Source organism: Arthrobacter flavus, assembly GCF_039526005.1.
Lineage (GTDB): Bacteria > Actinomycetota > Actinomycetes > Actinomycetales > Micrococcaceae > Arthrobacter_D > Arthrobacter_D flavus.
In genome coordinates this window covers 147,414-168,374 of record NZ_BAAAIJ010000051.1, presented here as the reverse complement: position 1 = coordinate 168,374, position 20,961 = coordinate 147,414, and the positions used below count along the sequence as shown (strand labels likewise).

Sequence of the window (20,961 nt, the reverse complement as noted above, 5' to 3'; positions counted from 1 at the left end):
GTCGCGAGTGGTCCTAGTTGTTTGACGGCAGCGGGCCGTCGGCACCCGATGCGTTGGGAACCGTTGTGGCCCACCGGGGGGCTCCGAGTTCCCGGATCACACCCTGCAGGTGGTCACGGAGTTCATCGGAAATCAGCCCCTCACCAGTCACTAGAGTGCGTTCGATATCTTTCGACTGAGCGAGGACGCCCCTGCCAGCATCCGTTATGGAAACCATATGGCTGCGCCGGTCCAGGTCATTTCGAGTCCGTGAAACATGCCCCCGGGTTTCCAGCCGTGACAGTGTCTTTCCCATCGTCTGCGCCTGGACCCGGACTATTTGGGCGAGATTCGCCTGAGTCATCGGACCCTGGTTTTCAAGAACACCCAACGCAATGACTCCGGCGTGGGTGACACCGAGGGTCACCAGTCGCTCATTCCACGCGTGCTCGACCAGTCGGGCAGCGGTGGTCAGCAGTCGGCCGGTGGGCCATTGCTCCAGGTCCGGCATAAAAGAAAGCACTTCCTCTCGCCGCATAGACATGCGGCGTTGATCACGGTAACGCCGACCGGTGTAGTTTCAAACGTATCGACCTTATTTACTTATGATAGCTACGGATTTGCGAAAAGTGTCAGCGCCACCAGGGCCGACTCAACTAACAAACAAGCAGAAGGAATACAGAAAATGGCTGAACGTCTATTGTCGGGCGACGTAGCCCCGGACTTTTCCCTGCCCGCAGCGGACGGTTCCACCGTGTCCCTGAAGGATTTTGCGGGAAGCAATGTAGTGGTCTATTTCTATCCGGCGGCGTCGACTCCCGGTTGCACCACCCAGGCGTGCGACTTCCGCGACAATCTGGCATCCCTTGCTGCTGCGGGGTACACGGTCCTTGGCATCTCACCCGATAGCGTGGCAAAGCTCCGTAAATTTGCCGACGCCGAAGAGCTCACCTTTCCCCTCCTGTCCGACGAAGACCACGCCGTAGCCGAGGCGTGGGGTGCCTGGGGAGAAAAGAAGAACTACGGCAAGGTCTACGAAGGCCTGATCCGCTCGACGGTCGTCGTCGGACCCGATGGCCTCGTGCACCTCGCTCAGTACAACGTCAGGGCCACCGGCCACGTCGCGAAACTTCGGAAGGACCTCGGCGTCCACTAGATTCGCGTACACTGGAGGCTGATGTTTTCGGCAGCTTGGCTGCCCTGGGCATCGAACGCGCGAGTGGCGGAATTGGCAGACGCGCTGGATTTAGGATCCAGTGTCTTCGGACGTGAGGGTTCAAGTCCCTTCTTGCGCACCATTGTTATGAGTCGGGACATGGACTACATGTGAGTCGCGACATCGACGACACCCCCAGCTTCGGCTGGGGGTGTCGTCGTTTAACGCCCCGGCGTGACCATCCAGTTACCCGGACGGGGTCCCAGGACATGCGACGTGGATCACATTCGGGCTCCACAATCCGCGGATCTACGCGGATCGGAAACCACTCGAAATATTTCAGGAATCGCTACCCATCCTCGCCCGGCACACGACCGAAGTACCTATGAGACATCGACACGATGTGTTCGACAAGTTAGTTAGCTGATCGGCAGAATACGCCCGGTCACACCAATGAAGGAGAAAATTCAATGGGAAACATCAAGAGCCGTAAGCTCTCCATCCTCGGTGTTGCTGCAGTGGCCATGTTCGGCCTCGCAGCATGCGGTGGCGGCGACACCGCAGCCGAGTCCACCGGTGAGATGACCAGCGAGGAAATGACCACTACCGAAGCCGCTCCCGAGTCAACTGAGTCGGCAATGGAAGAGGAAATGGGCGAGGACATGGACCCAGCCGCTAACCTGGTTGGCCCAGGTTGCGAAGGCTACGCCGCGGAGGTCCCAGATGGCGACGGCTCAGTTGCCGGCATGGCCCTGGACCCCGTAGCAACCGCTGCGTCGAACAACCCGATCCTCACCACGCTCACCGCGGCAGTCACCGGTGAACTGAACCCGGACGTTGACCTCGTTGACACCCTGAACGGTGACGAGTTCACCGTCTTCGCACCGACCGACGATGCCTTCGCCAAGATCGACGAAGCCACCATCGAAGCCCTCGGAACCGATGCTGACCTCCTCAGCGGCATCCTGACCTACCACGTGGTCCCCGGCCAGCTGTCACCGGACGAGGTCGCCGGAACCCACACGACCGTCAACGGTGCAGAGCTGACCGTTGAAGGCATGGGTGACGAAATCACTGTTGGGGAAGACGGCTCAGCCGTTGTCTGCGGTGGCGTCATGACCCAGAACGCAACCGTGTACATGGTTGACACCGTTCTGATGCCTCCTAGCGAGTAATTGACTCCCTGGTTCGAATCCTCTAACTCGAACCAAGGCGATACAGGCTGGGACCCTGAACACCGCGACGGTGCTCAGGGTCCCAGCCTTTCCTCGTATCAGGGGTCCCGCGACAGATGATGGTCGGGACCTGTCCGAATACCACGGGCATCATCATTTAGACTGGGTATCCTAAACAATTTCCGCCGTGTGCGGGTACGGCTGAGGGGATAATGGCAATGACCGCTGCTGCCAGAGACTCCTATTGGGCCCGCGGGACGCTCAGTGCCGTCGCGATCTCCCTGTGCGTGACTGTCGCTGGCTGCACCGGGGCAACGCCCTTGCCGACCACGACTCAGTCGTCGACTCCTGCCCCCTCGGAGACCAGTCCTGCCCAGGACCCCGACGCGGTCTTCACCTTCGGTACCGCCGCTGATCCGACCGGACTGGACCCGGCACTGGTGGCCGACACCGAGTCGTACCGGATTACCCGCCAGGTTCTTGAAGGTCTGGTGGGCATCGATCCGCTCACCTCCGAACCCGTCCCGCTGCTCGCAGAGTCATGGGATGAGCGCGACGACGGCCGCGCCTACGCGTTTAGCCTCCGCGACGACGTCGAGTTCCACGATGGCGAACCGCTCAACGCCGAGGCAGTCTGCGCGAACTTCGACCGCTGGTACACGTTGCCCGCCGAGACTCGCCCCTCGGATGGCACCGTCGCCTTCGGCTCGGTCTTCAACGCCTACTCGGACTCCCCCGACCTCTCCGTCTACTCCTCCTGCCAGCCCCTGGGCGAGTTCGAGGTCCTGATCCAGCTCAATAGCCGCTTGACCGGGTTCATCCCGGCCTTGGCGATGCCCTCCTTCGCGATGTCCTCGCCCCGGGCGCTTGAGGAACTCGCCGCCGATGAGCTAACCGAGGAAGTCAACGACATAGCGCTATCGAAGTACGCTCTCAGCCCCGTCGGCACCGGACCATACACCTTCGACAGCTGGGAACCAGGGGAAGTGCAATTGTCCTCATTTGAGAACTATTGGGGGGCTCGGGGCGAAATCGGCACCGTCGCGTTTACCACCCTCACCCTCACCGATGAGCGGCTGGATGCGCTCAACAGCGGGCAAATCGATGCCTACGACTTCGTGACCGTCGACAACGCCGGCGCCCTGGTCAGGGAAGGCCAGCAACTCCTGCAGCGCGACCCCTATTCCATCCTGTACCTCGGCATGAACCAGGACTTCCCCGGTGTGGATAATCTGCTGTTCCGCCAGGCCGTAGCCCACGCGATCGACAAACCGGCCATGATCGACGGCCAGTTCCTCAACGGCACGGCGCCCGCCGATCAGTTCATCCCGCCCAAGCTCGCGGTCACCAACGAGGAGATCACGCAGTACGACTACGACGTCGAACTGGCCCAGGAATTGCTGGCGGAATCAGGGTACGACGGCGAACCCCTACCCTTCCACTACCCGACCGATGTGTCCCGGCCCTACCTGCCGGCACCTGAGGGGGTGTTCGCCGTCCTCCAGGAGCAGCTCGAAGCCGCGGGGTTCATCATTGACCCGGTGCCCACTGCCTGGTCAGACGGGTACCTTGAGGCCGTCCAGAATGACGACGATCGGGCGTTCCACCTCCTCGGCTGGAGCGGCACCTACCAGGACCCCGACAACTTTGTCGGCCAGCTATTCGGCTCAACCACAGTCGAGTTCGCCTTCGAAGACAACCAGCTTTTCAGCAAGATCGACCGGGCCCGCACCCTTCCCAACGGCGAGGACCGGGTAGTCGCCTACCAGGACATCAGCGACCAGCTGGCCCGGCGGCTGCCAGCGGTACCCCTCGCCTTCCCGATCTCCGCCCTGGCAGTCTCGGAGCGGGTAGCAAGCTACCCCGTCAGCCCCGTGATGAACGAGGTGTTCAACCTGGTTGACCTGACCGACGTGGACCTGGAAGCCACCGGGAGCGACTGATGACCGACCACCCCCGCCACGACGGCGGACCAATTACCCAAGGAACCCACCAGACGCTACGCTCGAAGCTCAGCGCCCTTGCCACTGGAGATGAAGTTGACTGCTAAGAACCAGGCGGAAAATCCCGCGGAACACACCGACGTTGTCCTGATCGGTGGAGGAATCATGAGCGCCACCCTTGGCGCCTTCCTCAAACAGCTGCAGCCTGACTGGAGCATCTCACTGTTCGAGCGCCTCGACCGGGCCGGACTGGAAAGCTCCGACCCGTGGAACAACGCCGGAACCGGCCACGCGGCACTCTGCGAGCTGAACTACACCCCCGCAGGACCGGACGGGACAGTTGATCCCGCCAAGGCTGTCGCCATCAACGAACAGTTCCAGGTGTCACGCCAGTTCTGGGCCCACATGGTGGAGAGCGGCCAGCTGGGCGATCCATCCGGATTCATCAATCCAGTACCGCACATGAGCTTCGTCTGGGGCGAAAAGAACACCGCCTACCTGCGCCAGCGTTATGAAGCCCTTCGGAGCCAGCCCCTCTTCGAAACCATCGAGCATGCCGAGGACCCTTCGGCCATTGCCGACTGGGCGCCGCTGCTGATGAGCGGCCGCACCGCCGGCCAGCCGGTAGCAGCCTCCCGCGTGGCCGGCGGGACCGACGTCGACTTCGGGTCCCTGACCCGCGGCCTGACCAGTTACCTTGAAACCAACGGCGTCGACCTCAACTACAACCACGACGTCGCCGATCTCTCCCGTGGCTCGAACGGCCGCTGGGAGGTCAAGGTCCGTAACCGCGCCACCGGACAGGCCCGCACCGTCAACGCCCGCTTCGTGTTCATCGGGGCTGGCGGCGGTGCCCTGCACCTGCTGCAGCGCACCGGCATCCCCGAGGGCAAGGGATTCGCGGGCTTCCCCGTCTCGGGTCAGTTCCTGAAGTGCGGCGATCCGGACATCGTCAACCAGCACAACGCCAAGGTCTACGGCCAGGCGTCGGTTGGCGCACCCCCCATGTCGGTGCCGCACCTCGACACCCGGTATGTCAACGGCGAACGGTCGCTGTTGTTCGGCCCCTACGCCGGGTTCTCCACCAAGTTCCTCAAGCGCGGCTCGTTCTTCGACCTACCCGGGTCCATCCGGCCGACGAACCTGGTGCCCATGCTGGCGGTAGCCAAGGACAACGTCCCGCTGACGAAGTACCTGATCTCCGAGGTCCTGAAGAACCGCGACGCGAAAAACACCTACCTCAACGAGTTCATCCCCGACGCCGACGGCGACAAATGGGACCTGATCACGGCCGGGCAGCGCGTCCAGATCATCAAGAAGGCTCCGGGCAAGGGCGGGGTGCTGCAGTTCGGCACCGAGGTCATCACTGCGGCCGACGGATCGGTCGGAGCCCTGCTGGGCGCCTCCCCTGGCGCGTCCACCGCCGCACCGATCATGCTTGAGATCCTGAAGCGTTGCTTCCCTTCCCAGCTCCCGGGGTGGGAGCCGAAGCTCAAAGACATGATCCCCGGCTACGGTGTGAAGCTCAACGAGAACAGTTCCCTCGCCGCTGACATCCTGTCCCATACCGACCGGGTCCTAAAACTCCAGTAACCACCGCCAGAGCCGTCGACCCGGCCGGCAGAAGTAGAAGGCGCGGCATATGTTCCGTCTGGCTCAACTTTCCCTGGGAAACCGTGCACTGATTGCGCTGATCACCATCCTGGCGTCGGTGTTCGGTGTGATCACGATGGGCTCCCTTAAACAGGAACTCATCCCGTCACTGGAGTTCCCGCAGATCACCGTACTGTCATCAGTCCCGGGCGCCTCACCGGAATACCTCGACCAGCAGGTGAGCGAACCGCTGGAGACGGCGCTGAGCGGGGTAGAGGGGCTTGAGTCGTCGTCGGCCACGTCCCGTACCGGGGTCTCGACCATCAACCTGATGTTCGCCTACGGCACCGACCTCGACCGTGCCCGCGGCCAGGTTGACCGTGCGATCTCGACGGTGCGGCCCCTCCTGCCCGAGGACGTTTCGCCACAGTCCTTGGCCGGGAGTATTGCCGACCTCCCGATCGTGTTCATGGCCGTCTCTTCCGATCAACCACTGAGCGAGCTCAGTGGGGACCTCACTCGACTGACCGTTCCCCGGCTGCAGCAGTTGGAGGGGGTCCGCGCGGCAGAGGTCAGCGGTGGGGCCGGGCAATACATCTCGATCCTGCCCGACCAGCAGGAGCTCGCAGCCAACGACCTCACCGTCGCCGATATTACTGCGGCGCTGGAAGACAATGGCGACCTCATCGCGGTGGGGACCCTTGAGGACGGCGACCGTTCCCTCACCATCCAGGCGGGCAGCCCCATTACCTCGCTCGAGGACATCCGGGGCTTGCCCCTCCTGCCGGAGGACGGTTCCCCCGACGCCGGCGCGACACCTCCGACACTCGGCTCTGTCGCCGAAGTGTCAGTGGCCGACGACGACGCCACGTCGGTGACCCGCACCAACGGTGTTGAGACCCTCGCCCTGACCGTGACGAAAATCCCTGACGGGGATACGGTTGCGATCTCCAACCTGGTGGAAGAGCTGCTGCCTCAGCTGGAAGCTGAGTTGGGCAACGGTGCCGAGATCACCGTGATCTTTGACCAGGCACCCTTCATTGAACGCTCCATCAGTGACCTGACCACTGAGGGCATCCTGGGCCTCGGCTTTGCCGTGCTGGTCATTCTGGTGTTCCTGCTCTCGGTGCGGTCCACCCTGGTGACGGCGATCTCGATTCCCCTGTCGCTGCTGATTACGTTTATTGGCCTGTGGGTTACCGGCTACTCGTTGAACATCCTCACGCTGGGCGCCCTGACCATCGCGATCGGTCGGGTGGTCGACGACTCGATTGTGGTCATCGAAAACATCAAACGGCACCTCAGCTACGGCGAAGACAAGCGCGAGGCCATTCTCACCGCCGTCCGTGAAGTGGCCAGCGCGATTACCGCATCAACACTGATCACCGTCGCGGTGTTCGCACCGATCGCCTTCGTCGGTGACCTGGCGGGTGAACTGTTCAGGCCGTTCGCCCTGACCACCACGATCGCACTGCTGGCTTCGCTGGCAGTGTCCCTCACCATCGTCCCCGTGCTGGCGTATTGGTTCCTGCCTGCCGCGGCATCCGATGTGGATCCAGACGTGATCCGCGAGCAGGCACATCAGGCCGAACGGAAATCCTGGCTGCAGCGCGGCTATCTTCCGCTCCTCGGGGCAACCCAACGGCACCCGGTCTGGACCCTGACCGCCGGTGGCCTCGTCCTTGCAGGCACTGCCGCGATGATCCCTCTCCTCCAGACCAACCTGCTGGGGAACACGGGACAGAACAGCTTCAGCATCAACCAGACCCTTGAACCGGGATCCAGCCTGGACACCACTGTTGCTGCTGCTGCGCAGGCCGAGGAAGTGCTCACGGGCTTTCCTGAGGTGGAAGAGATCCAGGTGACAGTGGGTAACGCGTCAAGTGGTTTCGCTGCCCGGCTGTCTGGTGGCACCTCGGTGGCCGCCTTCACCGTGATTACCGCTGAGGACGCCGACCAGGAGCAGCTACAGAACGAGGTGCGGCAGGAGCTGGAGTCGTTGACCGGCGTCGGGACCTTCGCCCTCTCCACCCAGCAGGGCGGGCTGGGCACCTCCAGCACCATTGATGTGAACATCACGGCACCGGGCCCGGAGGAGCTGCAGGCAGCCAATGACGCCGTCGTCGACGCCATGCAGGGCCTCGAGGGCGCCCGCGACGTGACCAGCAACCTCTCCGCTGCCCAACCCCAGATACAGATCAGCGTTGACCGGGCCGCCGCCGTCGCCGCCGGGCTCAGCGAAGGGCAGATCGCAGGCTTGCTCGGTGGAAGCATCAGCCCGATCCCCGGCGGGCAGGTACGGCTGGAAACCACCGACTACCCGGTACTTATCGGTGAGGGCACCGAGGTGACCAGCCTGGACCAGTTGGAGGAGCTGAATCTTCCGACCCCTGCGGGCCCGGTACCGCTGACCTCCATTGCATCGGTGGTGGAAGTTCAGGTGCCGCTGACGATCACCAGCGCCAATGGGGAACGGACCGCCCAGGTCTCCATCACGCCGTCGGGACAGAACCTGGGGGCGCTGACCACCACGGTGACCGAACGCCTGGACGGTGTCGAGCTCCCCGCGGGGACCACGGCGACCCTGGGTGGAGCGTCCGCTGAGCAGGCCGAATCGTTTGCTCAACTGTTCCTTGCCCTGTGGGCGGCTGTGGCGATTGTGTACGTGATCATGGTGGCCACCTTCAAGTCCCTGATTCAGCCGCTGATCCTGCTGGTCTCGGTGCCATTCGCCGCTACCGGCGCCATTGCCCTGCTCGTCATCACCCAGATTCCGCTGGGGCTGCCGTCGCTGGTTGGCATGTTGATGCTGGTGGGCATCGTGGTGACGAACGCTGTGGTGCTTATTGACCTCATCAACCAGTACCGGCGCCCGCACGACGGAAATCCGGGCATGAGCGTGGAGGAGGCGATCATCCAGGGTGCACGTCAGCGACTTCGTCCCATCCTGATGACCGCGCTGGCAACGATCTTCGCGCTGACGCCGATGGCTCTCGGGTTCACCGGTGAGGGTGGGTTCATCTCGCAGCCGTTGGCGATCGTGGTGGTCGGTGGCCTGGTCTCCTCCACAGCGCTCACCCTGATCCTGGTGCCCGTGCTGTACCGGCTGGTGGAGGGGCGCAGGGAGGCCCGGGCGCAGGCCCGGTCACAGAACCGAAGCGGCGAACCCGTCACCGGTCGGCGTGCCCGGGCTCACTGACCTGGAACTGTCTCCCCTGTGAGGAACAGAATGCCAGCCGCCCCGGTTGCACTTATTATAGATGCAGATGCATCTACTTGAAGGGGGAATCATGCAGAACGGTATCCTCACGGTGGGGTCCACGTTCGAAGAGCCTCCGACCTTCCAGCACCGACACTCAACGATGACCGGAGCTCACCGTGACTAAACAAGCCGGGACCGAAAACACCGGGCCTGAAACTACTGTGTCTGAATCAACTGTGTCTGAAACTACAGAACCGGCGATCCGGCTGACTGCCGAAGCCTGGGAATCCCTCTTCAGGGCGCAGGTGGCGGTGATGCGACGGCTGCGCAACGACCCGTCCTTCAAGAAGCTCGCTATTGGCGAGTACGACGTCCTGTTCAACCTCACCCGCTGCCCCACCGGCTGGACCCGCCTCAACGAGCTGAACCGCAACCTGCTGATTTCCCAGCCGAGCCTGAGCCGCATGGTGGAACGGCTAGAAGCCAAGGGCCTGGTCCAGCGAAAACAAGCCCCGGACGATCAGCGCGGTGTCATGGTGGCCCTGACCGATACGGGCCGTGAACTGCAACGCGAGATTGGCGCCGCGCACGTCCGGGTGATCCATACTCTGCTCGGCCCGATCCTGCAGACCGGGGAGCTGAAACAGCTGCTGGAACTGACCCAGCGGATCCGCGAAGGTGTCGACGACGCCGAGCACGCCGACTACTGAAGCTGGATCAGCGCCCCCGGCTGATCGACCGGTAGGGAGTCCACCACGGCTGTCACCTCAAGCGTGTCGAGTTGCAGGCTGCCTCCCACGGTGGAGAGGAAGGCCGTATCCGAGGCGTCACGGCCGGTAGCCACCCGCAGCAGGGACTCCCTGGGAGCCAGGCCGGTGGCGTCGACGACATGCCAGGCACCGTCCACCCAGGCCTCAGCCACGGCGTGGAAGTCCATCGGGCTCAGCCCCGGCGCATATACGGCGGCGAGCCGGGCGGGGACGTCCTTGGCGCGCAACAGGGAGATCACGAGGTGGGCATAGTCCCGGCACACACCGCGCCGCCCCAGCAGGGTTTCGACGGCACCGTCGGTGGGACGGGAGGAACCCGACACGTAGGCGAGTTCCTTGCCCACCCACTCCCGTACCGCGTTGAGCAGCTCTGCTCCTGCCAGGGTGCCAAATTCGGCGTACGCCGTCGGCAGCAGCCGGTCCGATTCGCAGTAACGGCTCGGACGAACGTACCGGATGAGATCCGCTTCGGACGCCTCTTCGGCGGAGGCGGTACCGGTGACCGTGGCGCTGTACTGAAGGGAGATGTTTGCCTCACCCTCAACTCTGAGGGTGTGAAGCCGCCCACCATGGATATCCCCCACCTCGCCTGGGACCACCGGCGCACCATCGACCAGCACCACCAGGTGCTCTTCAAAACTGCTGTACCCGGGGTTTCGCACCGGCGCCAGGGCAAAGACGAGTGACGAAGTGGAACGGGTCCGCGCGGTGATGCGGGCAGTCACTGAGCGCTGCATGAGGGTACTCCTGATTGAGGGTATAGGGTGCCGGGTGCGGTAGGCCCATGGTGCGGACTCTATGCTGAAAGCTACCACCACGTTAGAACAAGGAAGGCCCCTTAGTGAATTCCACTGACCAGCACCAGCTCCAGGACCTTGAGGGTCGCGCCGTCGTCATCACCGGAGCCAACAGCGGTCTGGGCCTACAGACGGCCATAGCCCTGGCACGGCGGGGAGCCTCGGTGACGCTCGCCTGCCGGAACGAGGCACGGGGAACTACGGCTGTGGAGACGGTCAGGTCCCGGGTCCCTGGAGCCACTGTTGAGCTGCGGATCCTCGATCTGTCATCGCTGGCTTCCGTACGGAGGTTCGCCGCCGGTTGGACCGCACCGCTGGACCTCCTGATCAACAACGCCGGGGTGATGGCCACGCCGAGGATCCTCACCGAGGACGGGTTCGAGCAACAGCTCGGCATCAACCATCTCGGCCACTACGCGCTGACGGGCCTCCTGCTGCCGCGCCTCCGCGAAGCATCTTTTCCTCGCGTCGTCTCGGTTTCCAGCCTTGCGCACAAGCGGGGCACCATCAACTTCGACGACCTCAATTCCTCCACGCGGTACCGCCGGTGGACCGCCTACAGCCAGAGCAAGATAGCCAACCTGTACTTCACCATGGAACTCGACCGGCGCGTCAGGGCCAACGGAGAGCAGCTTCTCGCTGTCGCTGCCCATCCCGGTCTGTCCAACACCAACCTCACAGCAGGCATGGGCACCACACCGGTACTGGACGTGCTGGGCGGCTTCTTCAAACTCTTCGGTCAGTCTGATATCGCCGGTGCCCTGCCGATCCTGCGGGCAGCAACCTCTCCTACAGCGAGCGGTGGGGACTACTCGGGCCCCGATGGTCCTGGCGAAACGCGGGGAAACGCCGTCCTGGTGGCACCAGCACCGCGGGTACTTGACCCACTGGTGGCCGGAAAGCTGTGGGAGGTCAGCGCCGCGATGACTGGCGTCACCTTCCCCGATCTTCCAGCTGCCTGAAAAAGGAACCGGGCTACTCCGCCACCTGAAGGGAGGCGATCATGCGCCGAATCTTGGTGAACTGCTCCGCGTCGAAGAACTTTTCGGCGTCGGCGATGGTGTCAAACGAGGCGGTCCCAGAGCCCACCTGTTCGGGGGCCAGGGCTGTCAGCGCGATCGCATCCCCGAAGGAATACAGTCCAACGTGCTCCGGGCCCTGCACGGTGTTGGTCAGCGTGCACGCTGCGCCGCCCGCGCCGCCCAGCAGATCGGTGACACCGTAGGAACTGAAGAACCGGTAGCCCTCGATCAGCCGGACCACCAGCCGCGGCTCGATCGACTGGTCGGAGGCGGCGGTCGACGGCAGATCCACGGGCTGGCTGAGGATCACCGTGTAGGGGCTGGCGTCGTCGGGCGCGCAGTCCTCGTCCGTGGGCGTGATGCCCGTGTGCAGTTCGGCCACCGGACCGCCGTCAGCATTCTCGACGGCAATGTGAACTGATTCCGGCTCGAAACCTTCACCGGGGTCCTCGATCGGCTCGGCGGTCCAGTCCGGTGGCAGCTCAAAGCTCACCAGGGCCTGCGGGTCGGTGAAGACCTGCCAGTCGTCGTCGGGAGCCGGGCGGTCTGCCACCGTGGGCTTCGGCGCCGGTGGGGTGGTCGCGGGCGCTGCGGAGCTGGCGCCCGACGACGGCGTCGCCGACTGAGCGGGCCGGTCGCCGATTTCCACCCCGGTACACCCCGACGCTGCCAGTGCCACGCCCACGGCCAGGACCCCCGCCGCAGCAATCGAAACCGGTGACCGTGATCGACTCATCTGATGTGTCCTCTTATCGTCGGTTGGCGGGCCTCTGATCTGAGTCTAATCAGTGAAGCACCTCACCAGGAGGCATCCACACCGGTCTCCGTGGAGAATTACTGTTATGGCCCCTGATCTGTCCGATGCGATTGTTTCCCCTACGGCACGCGTCTCCACGATGCGGTATCCCACAGCGCTGGGGCCCGTCCAGGTCAGGATCTCGCGGACCGCCGGGGTCGCAGCTCCGCCCTGGGTCCTGCTGCATGGCGCTGCGGGGTCCTGGCGGACGTTCAGGGAGTTGCAGTCAGCGCCGAACTTCCCCACCGGCGTCGACACCGTGGTGATCGACCTCCCCGGTTGGGGCGACTCCCCCGGTGTGGGGACTTTCACGATCAAGTCGCAGGCCGCAGCCGTGATCGAGGTCCTGACCCTCGCGGGCTACAACCGGTGGCGACTCTTCGGTCATTCGATGGGTGCTGTTCCGGCACTGGAGATCGCGGCGCTGGAACCGGACCGAACCTTGGCGGTGGTGGTCCTCTCTCCCACCTCGGTAATCGCTTCCGGTGCGTTCCGTCGCCCCTGGCGGAACCTGCTGACGATGGGACCACTGATCGGAATGAAGGCGATCATGCGGTTTCTGCAACTCACCGGGGTGCTGGCTCCACGCCTGGTGGCGGTTGCCCGGCGCACCGGATTGCTCCGACTGGTGTTGCGGCCCTTCGTCGTCGACCCTGCGGCCTTGACCGGACCAGTTGTTGAAGCCCTCGCCGTCGATGCCCGTCCTGCCGCCTTCGCCGTCGCCGCCCGTGAGCTCAAGCACTATGACTTCTCCCACTGGGCCCTGGCCGGGGGGACCCACCTGGTGCTGCGGGGCGAGCGCGATGTCTTCACGCCTGCCACGGAGATTCGGGAGCTGGCACGGTTACTGCCCCACGCCCGTGCCCACGTGCTGCCGGGGACGGGACACTTCGCGCAGGTGGAAGACCCGGAGGCCGTCGCAGGATTCCTGGCCCGGGAGACCGTGTCACCACCGGGAACGCTGGGGTCCTGAGAGGAAGAGTCGGCGGCGTAAAGGTCCTGGTCGAGTGACTGTTCTGCCCGAGTAACAGTCCTGGCCGCGTGGCGCTCCTACAAGGAAGCTGCCGCCGCGATGCCGCGCCGCTCCCGCAGCCAGAGGAGCAGGACCACTGTTGCCCCGCCCAGAGCGGCAAGGAGCGGGCCGAGCCAGTCGCCGTCGGGCGGGAGCAGTGTCCCGTTGTCCTGCCAGGGCCAGAGCGCCCGCAAGGACCCGAGGATCAGGCCCGTCGCGACCAGCAGCACCGCACGCCGATGCACCCGCAGGAGGTAGGCGAGCAGTTGGACGATTGAGGCGAGTCCCAGGACCGCGCCGCTGGCGAAGAGTGCCAGGTAGCCGAAGTCGCGCTCGCTGACCGCCTCAAGGGTCGGTTCGTACATGCCGAAGGTCAACAGGATGAACGATCCGGAGAGCCCCGGCAAGGCCAGCGCGCACACGGCAGCGGCACCGCTCAGGACCAGCACCCACCAGGCGGGGTCCTCGACCTGCATTGACGGCAACCCCAGCAGCCAGAAGGCGGCACCGGCGACTGCGAGGACCACGAGCGGTCCGGCGATCAGGGTGCGCCGAGTGACTGGTCCGGCTTCCCTGGCCATTGAGATGGGGACCAGCAGGCTGGCCGAAACCATGCCGAGGAACAGGGCACTGGAAAGCGTGGGCTCACCCTCGACAAAGGCGTGGAGCGGACCGGAGAGCGCAAAGAGGGCGAAAAACATGCCGACGAGGAGCGGGATCACCAGCGACCACTCGACCCCGCCGAGGTGATGGGATACGCCCTGTCCGCCACGCTTGAAGGCGAGCCGGACCACACCGCGAATCAGGTGATTTGCCGAAGTAATCAGTCGATCGAAAATGCCCAGCACCAGGGCGACGGTCCCACCGGAGACACCGGGCACCAACTCGACAATGCCAATCAGTGCCCCACGAACGGCGTGGGCAAGACTGGAACGGACGGTGGGGGCGGCGGGCTTCACGGGGAGCGGCGGAGAGGACGTCACCTCGTCAACAATAGTCTGCCGACGGCCAGGGCGGGGACTCCGTTAAGCAGGACGGCCCAGCGCCCTGACCGAGGCAACCGCCGCAGTGACGGCACGGGATGCCAAGGCAATGTCGCGTTCGGTGGTGGCTGCGGTCCATGAGAATCGGACCGCCGTCTGGGCTGTTGCACTGTCGATTCCGAGGGCCAGCAGGACAGCGGACGGCTCGTCGCTTCCCGCAGCGCACGCCGACCCGCTGGAGCACACCACGCCGCGGCGCTCGAGCTCGAGCAACACCGATTCGCCGCTGGTTCCCGGGAAGCAAAACGACGCGAGATTCGGGAGGCGTTGTTCCCGGTCCCCAGTCAGTACGGCGCCGGGCACGGTGTCCAGGACGTGGTTGATGAGATAGTCCCGTTGGGCTCTTGCAGCCGGGACCGCGACCTCCCGCTCGCCCTGCGCGAGGGTGAGCGCCGTGGCGAGCCCCACCGCTCCGGCGACGTTCTCGGTCCCGGAGCGCCGTCCACGTTCCTGGCCGCCGCCATGGATGAGAGGCTCCACCGGGATCCGGCCCTTGAGGTAGAGCAGACCGGACCCCTTGGGCGCACCCAGTTTGTGACCGGACAGCGTGAGTGCGTCCACCCCCAGCTCGGCGACGCTCAGTGGCAACCAGGCGCCCGCCTGCACTGCGTCGGTGTGGAACGGCACCGATGCCGCCGAGCAGAGGTCAGCGAGGACCCGCAGCGGCTGGACCGTCCCGACCTCGTTGTTGGCGTACATGATTGAACACAGCGTGGTGCCCGGCGCCAGGGCCTCCCGGAGAGCCTCCGGCTCAACGAGACCGGCAGCCGACACTGGGACAACAGTGATCCGGAACCCGTGAAACCGGTGCAGGTAGTCGAGGGTTTCCAGCACTGCGGGGTGCTCGACGGCGCTGGTCACGAGGTGGCGGTCGCGGGGGGCGGCAAGCGCCATACCCTTCAGGGCCAGGTTGTTGGCTTCGGTGCCACCCGAGGTGAAGGTGAGTTCGGAGGGGCGGCACCCCAGCACTGTGGCGGCCTGCTGCCGTGCAGCTTTCAGGGCACCCGCTGCCGCCTCCCCCAGCGCATGGTGGCTGGAAGGATTACCGAACTGGGTGCTCAGCAGCGGCCACATCGCCTGCAGCACTTCCTGACGCGGCGGGGCAGTGGCGGCTGCATCCAGATAAATCACTGGGCCACCTCCGGGGCACGCCCGGCGGCGGGTGGCTGAGCGGAGGTCAGATCGAGGTCCAGCCCCAGATCGAGTGAGTGGACGCTATGGGTCAGGGCGCCAGAGGAAATGAGGTCCACCCCGGTGCGGGCAATGGCTGCCACGGTGTCCAGCCGCACGTTCCCGCTGGCTTCAACCAGGGCACGCCCGGCCACCAGCCGCACTCCCTCAACCAACTGGACCAGGCTGAAATTGTCGAGCATGATCGTGTCCACCCCGGCCGCCAGCACCGGCTCGATCTGATCGAGCCGGTCCACTTCGACCTCGAAGTGCACCGTGTGGGGAAGCCGGGCCTTTGCGGCGGCGAGCGCCGCGGTGAGTCCGGTGGTCCCCCCGCGGGTCAGAAGGGCCAGGTGGTTGTCTTTGGCCATCACCGCGTCCGAGAGACTGAAGCGATGGTTGAACCCGCCCCCGCAGCGGACCGCGTAGCGTTCCAGCACCCGCAGGCCCGGGGTGGTTTTGCGGGTATCGACGATCCGGGCCCGTGTACCCTCCACGGCCTCCACGAACTGGGCGGTCAGGGTAGCGATTCCGCTGAGCCGCTGCGCCAGGTTCAGGGCCACCCGCTCAGCGGTGAGCAGGGACCGGGCGGGCCCGGACAGGACGGCCAGAACGGCGCCGACGTCGAACACGTCCCCATCCTTCACCGGGAACCGCACCGTGAGGCGTTGGTCGGTCAGCCGCATGGCAGCCTCGATGACCTGCTGACCGCAGAAGATACCCGCCTCGCGTGCCACTATCGACGCGTCGGCTCGTGCCGACACCGGGATCAGGGTCTCCGACGTGATGTCGCCCCAGGGTGCGTCTTCGGCGAGCGCCGCGGCAACGATGCGGTCGACATCGGTCTGTGCCGGCTGCCCGGTCGGCTGGCTCATGACCGCGCCCTTCGATAGGAGGTGAGGTGCGGGGCGTGGTCCGCCGGGCTGGGTCCCGGGAAATCCGTGCGGTAGTGGGCACCGAGAGACTCCTCGCGCGCACTGGCAGCGTGCACGAGCAGGCGTGCGGCAACGACCAGGTTGGCGGTTTCGCGCTCCGCGACGGTAGCACCGGAGGTGGGGTACTGGTCGAGCTGTTTGGCGGCCACCCGTAGTCCGGCAGCACTGCGCGTCACCGCTGCGTGATCGGTCATCAAACGCTGCAGGGTCCGGCGATCGCAGGCCTCGGACCCGTCGGGGTCGGGGAACTCGAGCCCGACGGCCGAAAACGCGGGCCAGTCGCCGTCGTCGGCTGGTGTGCGCGCGGCGAGGGCGTCAACTGCCCGTGCGGCGTACACGAGCCCTTCCAGCAGGGAATTGGACGCCAGCCGGTTGGCGCCGTGGACGCCGGTGCAGGCGGTCTCACCGACGGCGTAAAGGCCGGGCAGGGAGGTCCTCCCCCAGAGATCGGTCTGGATTCCGCCCATCCAGTAGTGGGCTGCGGGGACGACCGGCAGCGGGTCAGCAGCCCAGTCAAAGCCGTGGGCAGCGGTTTGCCGGTGCAGGGAGGGGAACCGGGTGGCAAGGAAGTCAGCGCCGCCCAGCCCGGTGGCGTCGAGGTACACCCGGTCCTCGCCCCGCTCCCGGAGGTGCAGGGCGATGCTCCGGGAGACGACATCCCGGGGGGCCAGGTCCGCTGCCGGGTGGTACGCGGCCATGAACCGTGCCCCGGACCCATCGAGCAGGATCGCACCTTCCCCGCGGACCGCCTCCGAAATCAACAGGTTGCCGGGGACATCGAGGGCCGTGGGGTGAAACTGGAAGAACTCGAGATCCTTGACGACGGCGCCTGCCCGCCAGGCGGCAGCCAACCCATCCCCGGTGGCGACCAGAGGGTTCGTATTGTGAGTGAACAGCTGCCCGGCCCCACCCGTCGCAAGGATGACCGCATCGGCGTCGACGGCGGTCAGGACCCCGGCACGCAGGATCAGCGCACCGGTGACCGTGGGCGCTGCAGCCTCGTCGGTGCGCAGGTCGGCGAGGAACGCGTGTTCCAGCACCTCGATCCCGGGATCCTGCCGGACCGCGGCAATCAGCGCCTGGGCAACCGCGGCGCCGGTCGCGTCGCCGCCGGCATGCAGGATGCGCGACGCCGAGTGCGCCCCTTCCCGCCCCAGCGCCAGTTCTCCGCTGGCCGTGCGGTCAAAGGGCGTGCCCAGGGCCAGGAGTACCCCGATGTGGTCCGCAGCAGCAGCACAGAGGACCTCGACCGCTTCGGGTACGCACAGTCCATTGCCTGCCAGCTGCGTATCTGCCACGTGGCGGGAAACCTGGTCACTGGCGCCCGGCAGGACCGCCGCGATGCCGCCCTGGGCATGCCAGGTGTTGCTGTCCGCCAGTTCCCCCTTGGTGACCAGGGTAATCGCGGTGCCGGGGAGGGCCTGCCGGAGGCGCAGCGCCGAGTACAGGCCGGCGATGCCGCTGCCCGCAACGAGCACATGCGCCGGCGAGGTGATCATGGCTGGACCGGTCGCGGCTGCACGGCGAGCATGCGCTCCAGCGCAACCCGGGATGGCGACGCAACCGATTCAGCCACGGTAATGCGGTTCAGCACTGTGCCGGCCACCAGCGCCTCGAGGACCCACGCCAGGTATCCCGGGTGGATGCGGTACATGGTGGAGCAGGGGCAGATCACCGGGTCGAGGCAGAAAATGGTGTGTTCGGGGTGCTCGCTGGCAAGCCGGTTGACCATGTTGATCTCGGTGCCGACGGCGAAGGTCGTGCCAGGCGCGGCGGCTTCGATCGCTTTGCGGATGTAATCGGTGGAGCCGGACTCGTCCGCGGCATCAACTACCTCCATCGGGCATTCCGGGTGGACGATGACCCGGACACCGGGGAAATCCGCCCGGGCCTTGTCAATCTGGTCCACGGAGAAGCGCTTGTGCACCGAGCAGAAACCGTGCCACAGGATGACCCGGGAGTCCTGCAGCGTGGCCTCCTCGTTGCCTCCCAGCGGCTTCCGCGGATTCCACAGTGGCATCTGCTCCACCGATACACCCATCGCCTTGGCCGTGTTCCGGCCGAGGTGCTGGTCGGGGAAGAACAGCACCCGCTGGCCCCGTTGAAAGGCCCATTCAAGGACGGCCGCGGCGTTAGAGGACGTGCAGACGATTCCGCCGTTGCGACCGCAGAAACCCTTCAGCGCGGCCGAGGAGTTCATGTAGGTGACGGGGATAACGGGGACGCGGCCGTCGTCGTCGGGTTCTGTCCCGAACAGCTCGGCAAGATCTTCCCAGCAGTCGGTCACCGAATCGATGTCGGCCATGTCCGCCATTGAACAGCCTGCCGCGAGGTTGGGGAGGATCACTGCCTGCTCTGGCCGGGAGAGCATATCGGCGGTTTCGGCCATGAAGTGGACGCCGCAGAAGATGATCGCTTCCGCCCGCGTCTTTTCGGTCGCGGCGCGGGCGAGCTGATAGGAGTCACCGATGAAGTCGGCGTATTGGACCACCTCGTCGCGCTGATAGAAGTGACCCAGGATGACTGCCCGGTCGCCGAGCGTCGCCTTGGCCGCGAGGATGCGGAGATCGAGCTCCTCGTCGGTGGCGAGCCGGTACTCCTCGGGCAGCTCCCCCTGCCGCGGCGAGGACAGCGGCGCCGGGTCGGCCATCGAGGCGCCGGGGCCGTAGGTGGGCTGGACCTCCCGGTCAATCACCCAGGGGTCTTCGGCGAGGGCCGACGAGCACGTGGTGACCCGCTGGTTCTGGGCCTGCTCGCGGGTCACAAGCTGGATCGCAGTGGTGACACTAGTCATGGGAAACTCCTGGATCTTAGTCGGTGGAGGCGCTGGTGGAGACGGAGGTGCTGGCGGCCTGGGCTGGTTGAGCCTGGGCCGGTTGAGCCTGGGCGCCGAGAGTGCCCGCGGCCCCCGTATAGCGGTAGAGCCGGGGTGGCCGGTGACGCACGCCCTGGAGGTAGTCGTCGGTCGGGGTGATGTCGGGCGTGGCCCGAAGCTGGCGGCGGAAATTGGCGGGATCCAGGTGCCGGTCAAGGACCGCCTCATAGACTTCCCTGACCTGCGCCAGGGTAAAGGTCTCGCCGAGGAAGTGGTAGGCGATCGAGCCGTATTCCACCTTGCTGCGCAGCCGCCAGAGGGCGTAGTCCACGATGGAATTGTGGTCGAAGGCGAGAGCCTCGAGCCTGTCGGCGCGAAACCATTTCACATTCTCGGATTCCCGGGTCAGGGCGGCCTCATCGGGTTGCACCAACGCCCAGTAGACGATCGAGACCAGGCGTTGAGTGGCGGCCCGGTCCAAGCCGCCAAAGGCGTAAAGCTGCTCCAGATAGTTGGGGACCAAACCGGTCGTCTCCCGCAGGTTGCGCGACGCGGCGTCCTGGAGCGACTCCACCTGGGCGAGCGGGCCACCCGGCAAGGCCCACTTGCCCAGATGCGGCTGCCTGATCCGCCGGACCAGCGGCAACCACAGGGTGGGCCGACCCGACGTCGCACTCGGCCGGAGCGCGAAGATCACCGTTGAGATAGCCAGCGCAGGAGGCTGCAGCTGCCGCTCGGAGACGTTTGCTGCGTCTGCGTACATCGGATCCCCTCGCCCTGTGCTTCACTTGATCAGTTAATGTCAGATTGACTTTAACTGATTCTAGCGGGTACTCCGCGGTTCTCCAACCCACCCCCTCCCGGGGTGGCTTAGGTACGGGGCCCGGTGGGGGCGTGCTCGGCGGCGGCACGCATCAGTGGCAGAGTCCGACCCTCGAAGTGGGTGTTCAGCACGATGACGGTCGACGAACGCACCACCGTCCGGGTGGCGATGATGGCGTCAATCACCCGCTGCAGGTCCGGGTTGGACCGGGCCGCCACCTTGGCGAGCAGATCGCTCTCCCCCGAGACGGTGTGCACCTCCTGGATTTCCGGAATCTCCGCCAGCGCGGCGGCGACGGCGTCGTGCCCGGAATCTTGGTGGATAGTCAGCGAACAGTAAGCCACCACCGGGTAGCCCAGGCTGCGTGGTTCAATCCTTGGTCCCCAGCCGGCGATTACCCCGTCGCGCTGCATGCGGTCGAGTCTCGCCTGGATGGTGGCTCGGGCAACGGAAAGACGCCTCGACGCTTCGAGCACGCTCATCCGCGGATCATCGGTGAAGAGCTCAGCAATTCGTGAATCGAGCGGATCAACCACCATGAAGGACCTTTCGTGTGCCCGGAAGACGTGCCGGTGTTGTGTCTTAACGAAATAGTGACTACTGTCACAGACGTTGGTCTATTCGACCAAGCGGCAGGGGTGGGTTCGACGGCGCACGTGCTCCTGTCGCTTTTTTTGTGTCGTCTTTTTCCCAGCTTACCGAACACTTTGTCTAGCAATAGCCCGAATGA

The 20,961-nt window shown here is 65.2% G+C and carries 18 protein-coding genes and 1 tRNA gene; 9 read left to right on the top strand and 10 right to left on the bottom strand.

What is annotated here, in order from left to right; all coding sequences use genetic code 11:
* Positions 1 to 13: 13 nt before the first annotated feature.
* Positions 14 to 523 carry a MarR family winged helix-turn-helix transcriptional regulator gene (locus tag ABD059_RS13520; RefSeq protein ID WP_377959671.1) on the bottom strand — a complete coding sequence of 170 codons (510 nt, stop codon included), beginning with the start codon at positions 521 to 523 and terminating at the stop codon, positions 14 to 16.
* Between the two features lie 141 nt (positions 524 to 664).
* Here ABD059_RS13520 and bcp point away from each other — a divergent pair, with 141 nt between their 5' ends.
* The 7 genes from bcp (at position 665) to ABD059_RS13485 (ending at position 9,758) form a co-directional block, all read left to right on the top strand.
* Positions 665 to 1,135 (top strand): thioredoxin-dependent thiol peroxidase, encoded by a 471-nt coding sequence (gene bcp / locus ABD059_RS13515; protein ID WP_343880886.1) that lies wholly within the window; start codon positions 665 to 667, stop codon positions 1,133 to 1,135.
* Positions 1,136 to 1,192: 57 nt separating this feature from the next.
* Positions 1,193 to 1,277 (top strand) — tRNA-Leu (locus ABD059_RS13510).
* A 328-nt stretch (positions 1,278 to 1,605) separates the two neighbouring features.
* Positions 1,606 to 2,310: a fasciclin domain-containing protein gene (locus ABD059_RS13505; RefSeq protein WP_343880884.1), complete on the top strand. Its 705-nt coding sequence runs from the start codon at positions 1,606 to 1,608 to the stop codon at positions 2,308 to 2,310.
* Between the two features lie 218 nt (positions 2,311 to 2,528).
* Positions 2,529 to 4,253 (top strand): ABC transporter substrate-binding protein, encoded by a 1,725-nt coding sequence (locus tag ABD059_RS13500; RefSeq protein ID WP_343880882.1) that lies wholly within the window; start codon positions 2,529 to 2,531, stop codon positions 4,251 to 4,253.
* 96 nt (positions 4,254 to 4,349) lie between these two features.
* Positions 4,350 to 5,846 (top strand): malate:quinone oxidoreductase, encoded by a 1,497-nt coding sequence (locus tag ABD059_RS13495; RefSeq protein WP_343880880.1) that lies wholly within the window; start codon positions 4,350 to 4,352, stop codon positions 5,844 to 5,846.
* 49 nt (positions 5,847 to 5,895) lie between these two features.
* Positions 5,896 to 9,045 (top strand): efflux RND transporter permease subunit, encoded by a 3,150-nt coding sequence (locus ABD059_RS13490; protein WP_343880878.1) that lies wholly within the window; start codon positions 5,896 to 5,898, stop codon positions 9,043 to 9,045.
* A gap of 239 nt (positions 9,046 to 9,284) precedes the next feature.
* Positions 9,285 to 9,758, top strand: coding sequence for a MarR family winged helix-turn-helix transcriptional regulator (locus tag ABD059_RS13485; protein WP_343880876.1), 474 nt, complete (start codon positions 9,285 to 9,287; stop codon positions 9,756 to 9,758).
* On the opposite strand, the gene ABD059_RS13480 is transcribed toward ABD059_RS13485, so the two are convergent.
* Positions 9,752 to 10,555, bottom strand: a complete 804-nt coding sequence (locus tag ABD059_RS13480; protein WP_343880874.1) for a transglutaminase-like domain-containing protein — start codon at positions 10,553 to 10,555, stop codon at positions 9,752 to 9,754. The genes ABD059_RS13485 and ABD059_RS13480 overlap by 7 nt on opposite strands.
* Positions 10,556 to 10,659: 104 nt before the next feature.
* On the opposite strand from ABD059_RS13480, the gene ABD059_RS13475 reads away from it, so the two are divergent.
* A complete protein-coding gene (locus tag ABD059_RS13475) occupies positions 10,660 to 11,577 on the top strand; it encodes an oxidoreductase (RefSeq protein ID WP_343880872.1) in 918 nt (305 codons plus the stop codon).
* 13 nt (positions 11,578 to 11,590) lie between these two features.
* Here ABD059_RS13475 and ABD059_RS13470 read toward each other — a convergent pair whose 3' ends face one another.
* Positions 11,591 to 12,373 (bottom strand): hypothetical protein, encoded by a 783-nt coding sequence (locus tag ABD059_RS13470; RefSeq protein WP_343880870.1) that lies wholly within the window; start codon positions 12,371 to 12,373, stop codon positions 11,591 to 11,593.
* A 106-nt stretch (positions 12,374 to 12,479) separates the two neighbouring features.
* Here ABD059_RS13470 and ABD059_RS13465 point away from each other — a divergent pair, with 106 nt between their 5' ends.
* The gene (locus ABD059_RS13465) at positions 12,480 to 13,406 is read left to right on the top strand and encodes an alpha/beta fold hydrolase (protein ID WP_343880868.1); all 927 of its coding nucleotides are present in this window, start codon (positions 12,480 to 12,482) and stop codon (positions 13,404 to 13,406) included.
* Positions 13,407 to 13,483: 77 nt separating this feature from the next.
* Here ABD059_RS13465 and ABD059_RS13460 read toward each other — a convergent pair whose 3' ends face one another.
* From ABD059_RS13460 to ABD059_RS13430, 7 genes are all read right to left on the bottom strand, one after another.
* Entirely contained in the window at positions 13,484 to 14,428 is a 945-nt protein-coding gene (locus ABD059_RS13460; RefSeq protein WP_343880866.1) for a DUF368 domain-containing protein, read from the bottom strand.
* A gap of 42 nt (positions 14,429 to 14,470) precedes the next feature.
* Positions 14,471 to 15,619 carry a cysteine desulfurase family protein gene (locus ABD059_RS13455; RefSeq protein ID WP_343880864.1) on the bottom strand — a complete coding sequence of 383 codons (1,149 nt, stop codon included), beginning with the start codon at positions 15,617 to 15,619 and terminating at the stop codon, positions 14,471 to 14,473.
* On the bottom strand, positions 15,616 to 16,533 hold the full coding sequence (gene nadC / locus ABD059_RS13450) for a carboxylating nicotinate-nucleotide diphosphorylase (protein WP_343880862.1): 918 nt from the start codon (positions 16,531 to 16,533) through the stop codon (positions 15,616 to 15,618). The genes ABD059_RS13455 and nadC overlap by 4 nt, the downstream gene beginning before the upstream one ends.
* Complete coding sequence (nadB, locus tag ABD059_RS13445; protein WP_343880860.1) at positions 16,530 to 18,092, bottom strand: L-aspartate oxidase; 1,563 nt, start codon at positions 18,090 to 18,092, stop codon at positions 16,530 to 16,532. The genes nadC and nadB overlap by 4 nt, the downstream gene beginning before the upstream one ends.
* A complete protein-coding gene (gene nadA, locus ABD059_RS13440) occupies positions 18,089 to 19,387 on the bottom strand; it encodes a quinolinate synthase NadA (RefSeq protein ID WP_343880858.1) in 1,299 nt (432 codons plus the stop codon). Before nadA ends, nadB begins: the two co-directional genes overlap by 4 nt.
* A gap of 16 nt (positions 19,388 to 19,403) precedes the next feature.
* A complete protein-coding gene (locus ABD059_RS13435) occupies positions 19,404 to 20,171 on the bottom strand; it encodes an NUDIX hydrolase (protein WP_343880856.1) in 768 nt (255 codons plus the stop codon).
* Between the two features lie 107 nt (positions 20,172 to 20,278).
* Entirely contained in the window at positions 20,279 to 20,770 is a 492-nt protein-coding gene (locus ABD059_RS13430) for an Lrp/AsnC family transcriptional regulator (RefSeq protein WP_343880854.1), read from the bottom strand.
* Between the last annotated feature and the right edge of the window lie 191 nt (positions 20,771 to 20,961).